This is a genomic window from Streptomyces sp. NPDC007095, assembly GCF_040634475.1.
Taxonomy (GTDB): domain Bacteria; phylum Actinomycetota; class Actinomycetes; order Streptomycetales; family Streptomycetaceae; genus Streptomyces.
Window position 1 is genome coordinate 19,079 of sequence record NZ_JBEYFS010000131.1, and the last position, 13,019, is coordinate 32,097.

Below are 13,019 nucleotides of genomic sequence, written 5' to 3' on the forward strand. Positions count from 1 at the left end.
CTTCGCGTACGGCCTTCGCGTACCCGGAGACTCAGATCTCGTACGACATCCGGGGCGTCGCCAGATCCACCGGGCCCGAGTACACCGCGCGGGCGTCGGCCAGGTTGATCCGGGGGTCCGTCCACGGCGGGATGTGGGTGAGCAGCAGGCGGCGGGCGCCGGCGCGGTCGGCGCTCTCACCCGCCTCGCGGCCGTTGAGGTGCAGGTCGGGGATGTTCTCCTTGCCGTGCGTGAACGCGGCCTCGCAGAGGAACAGGTCGGTGTCCCGGGCGAGTTCGTCCAGCGCGTCGGTGACGCCGGTGTCCCCGGAGTACGTCAGCGACTTCCCGCCGTGTTCGATACGGATGCCGTACGCCTCCACGGGATGGCGCACCCGCTCCGTGTGCACGGTGAACGGGCCGATCTCGAACGTGCCCGGTTTGACGGTGTGGAAGTCGAAGACCTCGCTCATCGAGGAGGCGGTGGGAGTGTCCGCGTACGCGGTGGTCAGTCGCTGTTCCGTGCCCTCGGGTCCGTAGACGGGGAGCGGGTCGCAGCGACCGCCGTCGTGGCGGTAGTAGCGCGCGACGAAGTACGCGCACATGTCGATGCAGTGGTCGGCGTGCAGATGACTGAGGAAGATCGCGTCGAGGTCGTAGAGACCGCAGTGGCGCTGCAGCTCGCCAAGGGCACCATTGCCCATGTCGAGAAGCAGCCTGAAGCCGTCGGCCTCTACGAGGTAGCTCGAGCAGGCCGATTCCGCGGACGGGAACGACCCCGAGCAGCCGACGACGGTGAGCTTCATAAGAGCTGGAACCTCCGCGCTGACAGGAAGTGCAGAGAGTAGATGCGGGGTGCAGGTACTCGGATGCAGATACGGGAACGGGGGTCGTGCGGTCCGTCGAGCGTAAGGCGCAAAAGGGCGGGTCGCTCCTCCACCAGGGGCCGTTGTGGGCGAACTCACCTGTGGTGTCACCGGTTCGGATGGATGGTCGACCGGAGGTCGGATGCCTGGGTCCCGCGGGCAGGGGGCGAGGCGGAGTGCGCGCCGGTACCTTCTTTGGTATGGACACGTCCTGGTGGCTCGCGTTGGCGGCCGTTGTGCTGCTCGCGCTGGTCGCGACGCTGGTGGACGGCTGGGGGCGCCGTGGGCGCCGAGGAGACCGGGCCGCCCGTCGGACTCGGCCGCCCGGGCGGCCGTCGGCCGGGCGGCGGGAACGGCTGCGGATACCCCGGCCGCGGCCGGCGGAGATCTGGTGGGCGAAGGTTCCGTACGAGGACGGGCCCGGGGAGAAGGACCGGCCGTGTCTGGTGCTGGCCGTGCGGGGAGAACGGGTGACCGTCGCGAAGATCACGAGCAAGTACCACGACGAGCGGGCCGGGGTGATTCCGCTGCCGCCGGGTGCCGTCGGCGACGCGCATGGGCGGGCGAGCTTCCTGGAGACGGATGAGCTGCGCGAGGTGCCCTTGTGGGAGTTCCGGCGGCGGGTGGGGGTGGTGGATCCGGTGCTCTGGGACCAGGTCCGCTACCTGGCCGGCTGAGGCTGTCTCTCGCCCCCGCCGCCCCTGCCCGTCCCCTCCCCTGGGCTCCGCCCCAGGCCCCGTGAGGCGGTCTTTCGGCTGCGGGTGAGTGAGGGCTGGTCGCGCAGTTCCCCGCGCCCCTCAAGAGCGCCGGCGCGCATCCTTCAGCCCGTCCGGCGCTTGAGGACGAGGCCGTTCGGGCCGATCGGGGGTTCGAGGGCGGAGCCCCCTGGTGAGGAGCGGGGCCCCCTGGTGAGGATGGGAGGGGCAAGGGCGGCGGGGTGGGCAACCCGTCCCGCACCCGCTCCCGTACTCGGCGGACGGCGCGGCCGCGAAGGCGTCCTGGCCGCCGCCCGTGCGGCCTACGCCCAGAGCTGGCCCTGGAGGGTTTCGATGGCTTCTTCCGTGGTCGCGGCGGTGTAGACGCCCGTCGACAGGTACTTCCAGCCGCCGTCGGCGACGACGAAGACGATGTCGGCGGACTCACCGGCGGCGAGCGCCTTCTTGCCGACGCCGATCGCGGCGTGCAGCGCGGCCCCGGTGGAGACGCCCGCGAAGATGCCCTCCTGCTGGAGGAGCTCACGGGTGCGGGTGACCGCGTCGGCGGAGCCGACCGAGAAGCGGGAGGTGAGGACCGACGCGTCGTACAGCTCGGGGACGAACCCCTCGTCCAGGTTGCGCAGGCCGTACACCAGGTCGTCGTAGCGCGGCTCCGCGGCGACGATCTTCACGTCCGGCTTGTTCTCCCGGAGGTAGCGGCCGACGCCCATCAGGGTGCCCGTCGTGCCGAGGCCGGCGACGAAGTGCGTGATGGAGGGGAGGTCCGCCAGGATTTCGGGGCCCGTCGTCGCGTAGTGGGCGCCCGCGTTGTCGGGGTTCCCGTACTGGTAGAGCATCACCCAGTCGGGGTGCTCGGCCGACAGTTCCTTCGCGACGCGCACGGCGGTGTTGGAACCGCCGGCCGCGGGGCTGGAGATGATCTCCGCGCCCCACATGGCCAGCAGGTCCCGCCGCTCCTGAGAGGTGTTCTCCGGCATCACGCACACCATGCGGTAGCCCTTGAGCTTCGCCGCCATGGCCAGCGAGATGCCGGTGTTCCCGCTCGTCGGCTCCAGGATCGTGCAGCCCGGCGTCAACCGGCCGTCCTTCTCCGCCTGTTCGACCATGTGGAGGGCCGGGCGGTCCTTGACCGAACCCGTCGGGTTGCGGTCCTCCAGCTTCGCCCAGATCCGGACGTCGGCGGACGGCGAAAGCCGTGGCAGGCGCACCAGAGGGGTGTTGCCCACCGCGGCGAGCGGGGAGTCGTAGCGCATCAGCGATCAGCAGCCGATCAGACCATGCCGCCGGCCACGGCCGGCAGGATCGTCACGTTGTCGCCGTCGGTGAGCTTGGTGTTGATGCCGTCGAGAAAGCGGACGTCCTCGTCGTTCAGGTACACGTTGACGAAGCGGCGCAGCTGGCCGTCGTCGACGATCCGGGCCTGGATGCCCGCGTGCCGGGTCTCAAGGTCGGCGAAGAGCTCGGCGAGGGTCGCGCCGCCGCCCTCGACGGCCTTCTCGCCGCCGGTGTAGGTGCGGAGGATGGTGGGGATGCGGACCTCGATGGCCATGGTTGCGGGCTCCTGTCGGAAGGAAAAGTCAGGTCGGTGGGCGCGCGGCAGCGCGGAAACAGCAGGGCGGGACGCCGGTTGCGGCCCCGCGGAGCCGTGGCTCACGGCCGTACGGCGGCAGGGTTCAGCGCGTACAGATGGCGCTCTGCAGCCTGCACAGGTCGACGTGCAGCCGCGCCACGAGCAGCATGCCCGGCGTCTTGTCGCTCACGTCCTGGGAAACCATGGGCTCATCGTATCGATTCCCCGTCCGGGTCCCGGAGTGTGATCTCAGATGGTGGATGAATTCTGCCCGAAGTTCGGGATCGGGGCGGAGTCAGGACGGGATCAGTACGCGTCCACGACCGTGACCTCTTCCTCCGTCACCTCTCCCTCGACGATCCGGTACGAGCGGAACTGGAACGGACCCGCGTCGTCCGCGTCCGCCGTGGAGACGAGGACGTAGTGCGCGCCGGGCTCGTTGGCGTACGAGATGTCGGTGCGGGAGGGGTACGCCTCGGTCGCCGTGTGGGAGTGGTAGATGATCACCGGCTCCTCGTCGCGGTCGTCCATCTCGCGGTACAGCTTCAGCAGGTCGCCGGAGTCGAACTCGTAGAACGTGGGCGAGCGGGCGGCGTTGAGCATCGGGATGAAGCGCTCGGGGCGGCCCGAGCCGGCCGGGCCCGCGACGACGCCGCACGCCTCGTCGGGGTGGTCCTGGCGCGCGTGCGCGACGATCTGGTCGACGAGGGCCTGGGTGATGGTCAGCATGTCGGTCAGGATAAGCAGAAGGACCGCTCCGTACCGAGGGGTGGTACGGAGCGGCCCACATGCTGAACCCGGAGAGTCGGCCATGCTGAACCGGGGAGGTCAGCCGACTTTCTCGAACGTCGGCTCGCGGCGCTCGGTGACCTGGGGGTTGCGTGCCTTGAGCACCCACCAGCCGATGGCCAGGGCCGCGGCCCAGCCGGCCATCACGTACAGGCAGACGCGGGAGTCGGCGTCGTACGCGATGAGGCATGTGACGAAGAGCAGGAAGACGACCGCGATCCAGCTGCACTTCGCTCCGCCCGGGGCAGGGAAGGAGGAGGCGGGCAGGCGTCCGGCGTCGACCGCGCGGCGGTAGAGGATGTGGCTGACCAGGATCATCAGCCAGGTCCAGATGCCGGCGGCGGTGGCCACGGAGGTGACGTAGCCGAAGGCCTTCTCCGGGACGATGTAGTTCAGGATCACGCCGATGCCCATGAAGAGCATGGAGACGGTGATGCCGATCGCCGGGGTCTTGGTCGAGGAGAGCCTGCTGAAGACCTTGGGGGCCTCGCCGTTGTCCGCCAGGGTGCGCAGCATGCGGCCCGTGGAGTACATGCCGGAGTTGCAGGAGGACAGGGCGGCGGTCAGGACCACGAAGTTGACGATGCCGGCGCCGGCCGGGATGCCGATCTTCGCGAAGGCCTCGACGAAGGGGCTGACGCCGGGGGCGAACTCCGTCCACTTCACGACGCAGAGGATGACCGTGAGCGCGCCGACGTAGAAGAGCGCGATACGCCACGGGAGGGTGTTGATCGCCTTGGGGAGGGTCTTCTCCGGGTCCTCGGACTCGCCCGCCGTGACGCCGACGAGCTCGACGGCGAGGTAGGCGAACATGACACCCTGGAGGGTCATCAGGGACGAGCCGATGCCCTTGGGGAAGAAGCCGTCGAACTGCCAGAGGTTGGCGACGGAGGCCGTGTCACCGGCCGAGCTGAAGCCGAAGGTGAGAACGCCGAGGCCGATCACGATCATGCCGATCAGGGCGGTGACCTTGACCATCGAGAACCAGAACTCGATCTCTCCGAAGAGCTTCACCGAGATCAGGTTCGCCACGAAGAGGACGATCAGGAAGACCAGTGCCGTCACCCATTGGGGGATGGACGGGAACCAGTAGTGGACGTAGATCGCGGCGGCGGTGAGTTCCGCCATGCCGGTGACCACCCACATCAGCCAGTACGTCCAGCCGGTGAAGTAGCCGAAGAACGGGCCGAGGAACTCGCGGGAGTACTCCGCGAAGGAGCCCGAGACCGGGCGGTACAGGAGCAGCTCGCCGAGCGCCCGCATGATGAAGAAGATGATCACGCCTGCGAGGGCGTACATGAAGATGAGGCTGGGCCCCGCCTTGGCGATGTTCGCCCCGGCGCCCAGGAAGAGGCCGACGCCGATGGCGCCGCCGATCGCGATCATCTGGACCTGGCGACTGCCGAGCCCGCGCTCGTACCCCTCTTCGGGGGCGTCGCCGCCCACGGCCTCACTGCCGGCACGCGGCTCGTCGGTCTTGTCGACCTGCGATGAGGTCATGTGTGGTGCGCCTTTCTCCATGCCGGTCCGAGCCAGTCCTCTGGCTTCGGATCGGGTTCCGATCCCCCCGGATGTGATGGAGCTGTGCCTGGCCGGCGGTCGCCGGCTCGGTGGCGCACCCGACCGGACATGGGTGGTGTCCTGTCGGGCGGTCGTGAAGATTTATCACGGCCGCAACATGGGCAGCCTGCGGGTGATGTAAGGCATGCCACAGGGAGAAGCGGACAAACAGCACTTAGGTGTGCATACCAGGCCAGGGCGGTGACGGGATCGTTATCCGGATCTGAGCGTCCTCTGAGCGAACACCGATTGAACCCTGAACCAAACCCTGGTCAGGGCATCTCGGCACCCGATCAGTGCATCAGCGTCTCGACGAGCGTCTCCTGGAGACCGCCCAGCCACAGGTACGCCATCACCATCGGCTTGCGCGGGTCCTCGTCCGGGAGGCGGTAGAGGAGGTCGGTGTCCTCCTCGTCGACGACGTCGAGCCGGGCGCCGATCGCCAGGCGCAGGTCGTTGAGGGCGCGCAGCCACTGCTCGGACTCTTCGGGGGAGAGTTTGAGGACCGCGCCGCCGTCACCCGCCGTGGTGAGGGCGTCCAGCGAGCGGATCACCGCAAGGGCGTTCTCGCGCTTGCCGGCGCGCAGGTCGTTCTCGGTGAAGCGGCGGAACTCGGAGGAGTACGCACGCTGCTCCTCCGCCTGTTCCGGCGAGGTCGCCTCGACGTCGGGGCCGCTGTAGGCGTCCGGGAAGAGACGCTGGAGCACGGGGTCGGAGGGCGGTTCGCTGGGGCCCTCCGCGAACAGTTCGGCGAGCGGGTCGTCGGGGGCGTTCTCCGCGGGGCCGGGACCGATGAGCTCCAGGAGCTGTACGGCGAGGGAGCGGATGATGGAGATCTCGACCTCGTCGAGCGCGACGGCCGCGCCGCCGCCGGGGAGCGGTTCGAAGTGTCCTGGCATGGAGTGAGTTCGCTACTTCCGGTCCTGCTCGCGGTTTACAGGGAGGGCTCGGGCTGCTGCCGGTCCGGCGGCCGCCGGTCCGACGGTTTCCGGTCCCGCTACTTCCGGTCCTGCTGAAGGGTGGCCCACAGACCGTAGCCGTGCATGGCCTGTACGTCGCGCTCCATCTCCTCGCGCGTGCCGCTGGAGACGACCGCCCGGCCCTTGTGATGGACGTCGAGCATGAGCTTGGTGGCCTTGTCCTTGGTGTAGCCGAAGTACGTCTGGAAGACATACGTCACATAGCTCATGAGGTTGACCGGGTCGTTGTGCACGATGGTGACCCAGGGGACGTCGGGCTCGGGTACGGCGAAGACCTCCTCCGCCGACTCGGTCTTTTCGATCTCTAGGGGTGCGGGAGCGGTCACACGGCCCATGCTGCCACCAGAGAGGGGGGCCCGCACAAACGGACCCCCGGAATACGACGGGATACAACCGGGATACAACAGCCCCTACAAATCGTCAGAGTGACGAGATGGGGGTACCATCCAGCCTTATGAACACAGCGGACCTTGGGCTGCCGGTGGACGTTCCCTCGACGGCGCTCTTCACGGACCAGTACGAGCTGACGATGCTGCAGGCCGCGCTGGCCGCGGGGACCGCCGAGCGACGCTCGGTCTTCGAGGTCTTCACGCGGCGGCTGCCGGAGGGGCGGCGCTACGGCGTCGTGGCGGGCACCGGGCGGGTTCTCGACGCCGTCGAGAACTTCCGCTTCGACGCCGACGTCCTCGGCTTCCTGCGCGAGAACGCCATCGTGGACGAGCCGACCCTGGAGTGGCTCGCCTCGTACCGCTTCGGCGGGGACATCTGGGGCTACCCCGAGGGCGAGGTGTACTTCCCGGGCTCGCCGATCCTGCGGGTCGAGGGGTCCTTCGCGGAGTGCGTGCTCCTGGAGACGGTGATCCTCTCCATCCTCAACCACGACTCGGCCATCGCGGCCGCCGCCTCCCGGATGGCCTCGGCCGCCGGGGGCCGGCCACTGATAGAGATGGGCGCCCGGCGGACGCATGAACTGGCCGCGGTGGCGGCGGCGCGGGCCGCGTACGTCGGCGGCTTCACGACCACCTCCGACCTGGCCGCCGGATTCCGCTACGGCATCCCGACCGTCGGCACCTCCGCGCACGCCTTCACCCTGCTCCACGACCGCGAGCGGGACGCCTTCCAGGCCCAGGTGAACTCGCTGGGCCGGGGAACGACGCTGCTCGTGGACACGTACGACGTCGCGGAGGCGGTACGGATGGCGGTCGACGTCGCCGGGCCGGAGCTCGGGGCCGTACGGATCGACTCCGGGGACCTGCTGCTGGTCGCGCACCGGGTGCGGCAGCAGCTGGACGAGCTGGGCGCTACGGACACGCGGATCATCGTGACCTCGGACCTGGACGAGTACGCGATCGCCTCGCTGGCGGCGGCGCCCGTCGACGCGTACGGGGTCGGTACACAGCTGGTGACGGGTTCCGGCCATCCCACCTGCTCGATGGTCTACAAGCTGGTCGCCCGCGCCGAGTCGGCGGACCCGAAGGCTCCGCTGGTGCCCGTGGCCAAGAAGTCCACCGGCGGCAAGACCTCGATCGGCGGGCGCAAGTGGGCCGCGCGCCGGCTCGACGAGCGGGGGGTCGCCGAGGCCGAGGTGATCGGCACCGGGGCGGTCCCCCTGGGGCTCGCCGACCGACAGTTGCTGGTGGAGCTCGTCAAGGGCGGGCAGGTCCTCTCCCGCGAGCCCCTCGACGTCGTACGCGACCGGCACGCGGTCTCCCGCGCCAACCTGCCGCTGTCGGCGACACAGCTCTCGCGCGGGGAACCGGTTATTCCGACGGAATACATCTGATAGGGCCCCTACGGTGTGCGCGGGGTGCGCCGGAGCGCGCGCGGGCGGCGCTCCGGCCGGCTCCGGCCACCCTTGGGCAAACACGAATGAACGGGCGGTCAGCGGGAATGCAACGGCAACACGCACACCGCACCCGCCGCCGCAGCAGGCCGTAACCGAATGCCCCCTCCCGCGCCGCACGTGAAGTCTCTAGGCTCGACTCCACAGGCCGGTCCCGCACACCCCCTGCCACATTCACCGACCCCATACTCGACACAGTCGAAGGACACCGACCATGCGCCGCGCCTTGATCGTCGTAGACGTGCAGAACGACTTCTGCGAGGGGGGCAGCCTCGCGGTGGCCGGAGGCGCCGATGTGGCCGCCGCCATCACGGAGCTGATCGGGCAGGCGCCCGCCGGCTACCGGCATGTCGTCGCCACGCGTGACCTCCACATCGCTCCCGGTGGCCACTTCGCCGACAACCCCGACTTCGTCCACTCCTGGCCGGCGCACTGCGTGGCCGGCACGGAGGGGGTCGGATTCCACCCGAACTTCGCTCCGGCGGTCGCCTCCGGCGCGGTGGACGCCGTCTTCGACAAGGGCGCGTACGCGGCGGCGTACAGCGGTTTCGAGGGCGCCGACGAGAACGGGGTCGCGCTGGGTGACTGGCTGCGCGCCCGCGAGATCGACGAGGTGGACGTGGTCGGCATCGCCACCGACCACTGCGTCCGTGCCACCGCCCTGGACTCGGTCCGGGGTGGCTTCCGCACCCAGGTTCTCCTGGACCTCACGGCCGGAGTCTCCGAGGAGACCACGGACCGGGCGCTGGAGGAGCTGCGGGCGGCCGGGGTGGAGCTCACGGGCAAGCCCGTGGTCTGACCCGTCGTCCAACCGCGGCCTGAAAGGCGGCACGGGGCGCTTACGCCGGTGCCGCCGGGCGTCTCAGGAAAGACTTGAACGGGCGCCACAGTTCCTGGGTGAGGTCGGGGCCCTGGAGGCCGCTGTCAGGGGTGGTGCGCCATATGAGGCCGTCGGGGTGGTGCAGGACGGCGGTGATCTCGTCGGGGGTGGGCGGAGCCGCGTTCCCCCGCAGGTAGACCGCGCGCAGGCCGAGGTTGCGCAGGCGTGTCAGGGCGCGGGCGCGGTTCTGGGCCAGGACCAGAAAGCGCACGCAGCCGGGCCCCGGGCCCGCCGGGCTGGGCAGGTTCAGCGCCACCACCACGCTGCCGTTCGGCAGCTTGCAGAAACCTCCTGCGGCCATGCAGTCACACCCCCGTGCGCACCGGTGTCAATAAGAAATCCACAGGACGCACCTAAACACGATCGGCGGCAACCCGCCAGGGGGTCGCCGCCGATACGCTTCTGACCTGCGGAAATACCGGCTACTTCACCGCGGGGCCCACTTCGAGCGAGATCGTCGACCCGTCGCGGGCCTCCTTGACGATCTTGATCTTGGTGTTGGTGTCAGTGATCTTGACACCCGCGGTCGGGGCCGTCGTGTCGTAGTAGGTGCTGGTGTGGTCGTTGAAGACCGGCACCCCCGGCTTCGACGGGATCTTCGTCGCCACGTCCGCGTTGTGCAGCGTCAGACCGTCCGTGCGGTACAGGCTGAACGGCGAGTCGTAGGACTGGATCCGGCTGCGCATCAGCGTGCCGTCGGACCACTTCAGCGCGGTGGAGTGCGAGTCGACCGGCAGGATCTGCCCGTAGCCCGCGTGCGCGCTGACGTTGTTGTCCTTCTGCGAGGTGTCCCACTTCCAGATCAACAGGCCGTTCTGGTACGGGTAGTGCTCCACCCAGGACGGACGCGTCTTCGAGAAGCCGAAGTTGTACGGACCGGTCTTGAGGGTCTTGTCGTACGAGACGTACTGACGGTTCTCCGCGACGTAGTACTGCGGGTAGTCGTCGGTGAAGGACGCGCCGACGCGGGAGAAGCCGGCGGCGGTCCACGCGGCGTCCGCGGTCTCGGCGTTGTCCGAGAAGAGCGCCGAACCGTCCGCGGTCACGGCGATCTCGTCGGCCGCGAAGCCCTTCAGCGCCACGCCACCGTCGCTCTGGTAGCGGAAACGCAGGTCGATCTTCTGGCCCGCGTAGGCGTCGAGCGGGAACGACAGCTTCTTGTACGCGTCCACCGTGCCGGTCAGCGCGGGCTTGCCGCTGCCGTCGCGCGGGATCGGCTGCCCGTCCACCGTGCCGTCGATCGCGGTCCAGTTGGCGCCGCCGTCGGTCGAGACCTCGGTGTACAGGTAGTCGTAGTCGGCCTCGATGTCGTACCAGCCGTCGAGCGTGAGGGCGGCCGAGGACTTGCCGGTGAGGTCGACGGAACGCGTCAGCGTGTTCTTGAGGTCGTTGCCGCTGCCGCTCCACCACTGGGTCGAGCCCTGCGCCGGGGTGACGATCTGGGTGGTGACCGCCTTGTCCGGCAGCGAGACCACGAGGGCCTGCTTGTTCTTGGTGTTGTACTCGGCGACGCCCAGCTTGTGCTTCGACTTCGTCGCGGCCTTCGCCGTGTCGTAGTTCAGCCAGCCCAGCTGCAGCTTGTCCCAGGCGTTCATGTCGCCGGGCAGGTCACCGATGGCGTTCTTGCCGGTGCCGAGCCAGGAACCGGAGGACATCAGGGTCCAGAAACCCGTGGAGTTCTCGGCCGAGTTGGTGGTGTCGTACTCGTCCGGCAGACCGAGGTCGTGGCCGTACTCGTGCGCGTAGACGCCGAGTCCGCCGTTCTCCGGCTGGATGGTGTAGTCGCCGACCCAGATGCCGGTGTCGCCGATCGCGGCGCCACCGAGCTTGTTGCCGGCCGGGCCCGTGGCGCCCGCGTCGGTGCCGAACGCGTACCAGCGGTGCGCCCAGATCGCGTCCTCGCCCTGCGCGCCGCCGCCCGCGGACTCGTCCTCGCCCGCGTGCACGATCTGGAAGTGGTCGATGTAGCCGTCGGGCTCGTTGAAGTTGCCGTCGCCGTCGTAGTCGTAGCGGTCCCACTGGTCGTACTTGGCCAGGTCCGCCTTGATGTCCGCGTCGGACCTGCCGGCCGCCTTCTGGTCGGCGACCCAGGCGGTGACACCGTCCTGGACCGCGTACCAGGCCCCGGTGGACGCCTTGTTGGAACCGTAACGGGCCTCGTTGTAGGGGACCTTGACCCAGTCGGTGACCTCGCCGTCGACCGAGTAGCGGCCCGAGGACTGCTTCTCGTAGTACTTCTTCAGCGACTCGGTGTTCTTGCCGGTGCCGAAGTAGAGGTCCTGGAAGTGCGCCTGGTTGTAGTCCGCCTGCCAGGCCGTGCTGTTGTCCTGGGTGCGGTCGGGCGCGGCTATCTGGTTGTGCAGCGGGCCCGCGGTGCCGCCGTAGCGGCTGTCGACCTGATCGCCGAACTCGACCAGGATGGTGAAGATCTTGTCGGTCTTCTCGCGGCCGAGCTCGACGTACTTGTTCTTGCCCTTGAGCTTGACGACCTGCGAACCGTTCCGGTCCTGGACCTTCGCGTCCCCGGATATGACCTGGTTCAGGGCCTCTTCGCGCTGTGCTTCCTGGGTCTTGCTGAGCGGGCCGTCGAGGTCGTGTTCGGCCTCGTCGCCGGCCGGCCGGGGCTCGTGGCGGTTCGCGCTCGCCGAGGCCGCCGCCGATGCTGCATCATCTGCCTGCGCAACGGCGAACGTCGAGAACGTGGCGGTGGCCGCCGCGAGGGCCACACCCACCGCGGCCGCTCTGAACGTCCATGGTCTGCTGGTCACTTGAAGTCCTCCCCTGCGTCCGTTCGCGCGGATGGGGGGATCCCGGGGTGATGGAGGTCCGCGCGCTTATACGCGTGTCAAGTGACGACATTCGACCGGAGTTACCAAAGAAAAGACAGATCTTGACTTGAACCTGGCAACTGCACTATGCGGAGCGGCAGTTCGGTATCCGAACCGTGATCGGCCCTCTCAACGGGCGCGTCCGTCCGTCCACTTGGTGGACGCGATGACTCCGTGCGCCCCCTGTGCTCCGGCACCGTGGGTAAGGTCACGCTTACCGGACGTTCCACTCGGGCATGCAGGCGAATAGAGTCGATTGGCGGAACGTTGGAATGTCAACGGATTGACAAGTCGACACCGTTGTCGTCCCACGATTCGCAGCCCCACCCTGTTCGGCGGCCCCACTCCCGTTGTCGATCGTCCCGGTCGCCGTCCGATCCCGTTGTTGTCCGCATCCTCCCCCATCGCGAGAGGCACGGGGGGAGTACCCCCACCCCGAGGAATCGCCATGCCTCGTCCGACCGCCGCACAGCTCGCCTACGGTTCCTGCACCGTGATCTTCTCCACCCTCGCCATGCTGCTGCTGTCTCAGACGAGTTCGGGCCTGGGGATCGCGGTGATCACCCTCTCGGCACTCGCTCTCGGACTGCTCGTCGCCGTAACGGTTCCGCTGCCGAAGCGCGTGCGTTCCGGCTCCGTGGCCGCCGTACCGGCTCCCGCACCGGCCCCCGTCCAGGAGCGGGTGCCCGCACAGCGCGAGACCGCGTCCGTCGCCGCGTCCGTGTCCGTGTCGTCGGCGTCTGTCTCCGCCGTACGCGAACCGGCGGGCCCGTGATTCCACGAACCCGCCGCTGTCCCGGTCAGCCGTCTCCTCGTGGAGTGCGGCTGATCGCGTACGTCAGCCCGTTCAGCCCGTGCTGACCACCACCGTCTTGGCCGCCTTGTCGTGCAGGCCCTGAACCCGCCGCTGTTCCGGTCAGCCGTCTCCTCGTGGAGTGCGGCTGATCGCGTACGTCAGCCCGTTCAGCCCGTGCTGACCACCACCGTCTTGGCCGCCTTGTCGTGCAGG

14 protein-coding genes are annotated in these 13,019 nt (G+C 68.9%); 4 read left to right on the plus strand and 10 right to left on the minus strand.

Features of this window, described 5'->3' with window-relative positions:
* Positions 1-31: 31 nt before the first annotated feature.
* Positions 32-784 carry an MBL fold metallo-hydrolase gene (locus tag ABZ656_RS35505; protein ID WP_360273543.1) on the minus strand — a complete coding sequence of 251 codons (753 nt, stop codon included), beginning with the start codon at positions 782-784 and terminating at the stop codon, positions 32-34.
* 260 nt (positions 785-1,044) lie between these two features.
* Between ABZ656_RS35505 and ABZ656_RS35510 the strand changes: the two genes are divergently transcribed.
* A complete protein-coding gene (locus tag ABZ656_RS35510; protein WP_101404927.1) occupies positions 1,045-1,521 on the plus strand; it encodes a type II toxin-antitoxin system PemK/MazF family toxin in 477 nt (158 codons plus the stop codon).
* Between the two features lie 341 nt (positions 1,522-1,862).
* Here the strand turns inward: ABZ656_RS35510 and ABZ656_RS35515 are convergent, their stop codons facing one another.
* From ABZ656_RS35515 to clpS, 7 genes are all read right to left on the minus strand, one after another.
* Entirely contained in the window at positions 1,863-2,813 is a 951-nt protein-coding gene (locus ABZ656_RS35515) for a cysteine synthase (RefSeq protein WP_075029098.1), read from the minus strand.
* A 17-nt stretch (positions 2,814-2,830) separates the two neighbouring features.
* The gene (locus ABZ656_RS35520; protein WP_054229696.1) at positions 2,831-3,109 is read right to left on the minus strand and encodes a MoaD/ThiS family protein; all 279 of its coding nucleotides are present in this window, start codon (positions 3,107-3,109) and stop codon (positions 2,831-2,833) included.
* Positions 3,110-3,233: 124 nt separating this feature from the next.
* A complete protein-coding gene (locus tag ABZ656_RS35525; protein WP_312638615.1) occupies positions 3,234-3,335 on the minus strand; it encodes a putative leader peptide in 102 nt (33 codons plus the stop codon).
* Between the two features lie 101 nt (positions 3,336-3,436).
* Positions 3,437-3,859, minus strand: a complete 423-nt coding sequence (locus ABZ656_RS35530; protein ID WP_095854396.1) for a M67 family metallopeptidase — start codon at positions 3,857-3,859, stop codon at positions 3,437-3,439.
* Positions 3,860-3,958: 99 nt separating this feature from the next.
* A complete protein-coding gene (locus ABZ656_RS35535; RefSeq protein WP_360273549.1) occupies positions 3,959-5,419 on the minus strand; it encodes an amino acid permease in 1,461 nt (486 codons plus the stop codon).
* 353 nt (positions 5,420-5,772) lie between these two features.
* On the minus strand, positions 5,773-6,378 hold the full coding sequence (locus ABZ656_RS35540; RefSeq protein ID WP_101404925.1) for a DUF2017 domain-containing protein: 606 nt from the start codon (positions 6,376-6,378) through the stop codon (positions 5,773-5,775).
* Between the two features lie 98 nt (positions 6,379-6,476).
* Positions 6,477-6,794, minus strand: coding sequence for an ATP-dependent Clp protease adapter ClpS (clpS, locus tag ABZ656_RS35545; protein WP_054229692.1), 318 nt, complete (start codon positions 6,792-6,794; stop codon positions 6,477-6,479).
* Positions 6,795-6,913: 119 nt separating this feature from the next.
* On the opposite strand from clpS, the gene ABZ656_RS35550 reads away from it, so the two are divergent.
* Together ABZ656_RS35550 and ABZ656_RS35555 are read left to right on the plus strand one after the other, a co-directional pair.
* Complete coding sequence (locus ABZ656_RS35550) at positions 6,914-8,242, plus strand: nicotinate phosphoribosyltransferase (RefSeq protein ID WP_101404924.1); 1,329 nt, start codon at positions 6,914-6,916, stop codon at positions 8,240-8,242.
* 274 nt (positions 8,243-8,516) lie between these two features.
* The gene (locus tag ABZ656_RS35555; RefSeq protein WP_101404923.1) at positions 8,517-9,101 is read left to right on the plus strand and encodes an isochorismatase family protein; all 585 of its coding nucleotides are present in this window, start codon (positions 8,517-8,519) and stop codon (positions 9,099-9,101) included.
* Positions 9,102-9,141: 40 nt separating this feature from the next.
* Here ABZ656_RS35555 and ABZ656_RS35560 read toward each other — a convergent pair whose 3' ends face one another.
* Both ABZ656_RS35560 and ABZ656_RS35565 read right to left on the minus strand, forming a co-directional pair.
* Positions 9,142-9,483, minus strand: coding sequence for a hypothetical protein (locus ABZ656_RS35560; protein WP_101404922.1), 342 nt, complete (start codon positions 9,481-9,483; stop codon positions 9,142-9,144).
* Between the two features lie 121 nt (positions 9,484-9,604).
* Positions 9,605-11,950: an immune inhibitor A domain-containing protein gene (locus ABZ656_RS35565; protein ID WP_101404921.1), complete on the minus strand. Its 2,346-nt coding sequence runs from the start codon at positions 11,948-11,950 to the stop codon at positions 9,605-9,607.
* A 508-nt stretch (positions 11,951-12,458) separates the two neighbouring features.
* Between ABZ656_RS35565 and ABZ656_RS35570 the strand changes: the two genes are divergently transcribed.
* A complete protein-coding gene (locus ABZ656_RS35570) occupies positions 12,459-12,785 on the plus strand; it encodes a hypothetical protein (protein ID WP_101404920.1) in 327 nt (108 codons plus the stop codon).
* Positions 12,786-13,019: the final 234 nt, after the last annotated feature.

Excerpts from the sequence above, each read along its gene's own strand:
- ABZ656_RS35505 (WP_360273543.1), bottom strand. The coding sequence starts at position 784 with ATGAAGCTCACCGTCGTCGGCTGCTCGGGGTCGTTCCCGTCCGCGGAA.
- ABZ656_RS35510 (WP_101404927.1), top strand. The coding sequence starts at position 1,045 with ATGGACACGTCCTGGTGGCTCGCGTTGGCGGCCGTTGTGCTGCTCGCG.
- ABZ656_RS35515 (WP_075029098.1), bottom strand. The coding sequence starts at position 2,813 with ATGCGCTACGACTCCCCGCTCGCCGCGGTGGGCAACACCCCTCTGGTG.
- ABZ656_RS35520 (WP_054229696.1), bottom strand. The coding sequence starts at position 3,109 with ATGGCCATCGAGGTCCGCATCCCCACCATCCTCCGCACCTACACCGGC.
- ABZ656_RS35525 (WP_312638615.1), bottom strand. The coding sequence starts at position 3,335 with ATGGTTTCCCAGGACGTGAGCGACAAGACGCCGGGCATGCTGCTCGTG.
- ABZ656_RS35530 (WP_095854396.1), bottom strand. The coding sequence starts at position 3,859 with ATGCTGACCATCACCCAGGCCCTCGTCGACCAGATCGTCGCGCACGCG.
- ABZ656_RS35535 (WP_360273549.1), bottom strand. The coding sequence starts at position 5,419 with ATGACCTCATCGCAGGTCGACAAGACCGACGAGCCGCGTGCCGGCAGT.
- ABZ656_RS35540 (WP_101404925.1), bottom strand. The coding sequence starts at position 6,378 with ATGCCAGGACACTTCGAACCGCTCCCCGGCGGCGGCGCGGCCGTCGCG.
- clpS (WP_054229692.1), bottom strand. The coding sequence starts at position 6,794 with ATGGGCCGTGTGACCGCTCCCGCACCCCTAGAGATCGAAAAGACCGAG.
- ABZ656_RS35550 (WP_101404924.1), top strand. The coding sequence starts at position 6,914 with ATGAACACAGCGGACCTTGGGCTGCCGGTGGACGTTCCCTCGACGGCG.
- ABZ656_RS35555 (WP_101404923.1), top strand. The coding sequence starts at position 8,517 with ATGCGCCGCGCCTTGATCGTCGTAGACGTGCAGAACGACTTCTGCGAG.
- ABZ656_RS35560 (WP_101404922.1), bottom strand. The coding sequence starts at position 9,483 with ATGGCCGCAGGAGGTTTCTGCAAGCTGCCGAACGGCAGCGTGGTGGTG.
- ABZ656_RS35570 (WP_101404920.1), top strand. The coding sequence starts at position 12,459 with ATGCCTCGTCCGACCGCCGCACAGCTCGCCTACGGTTCCTGCACCGTG.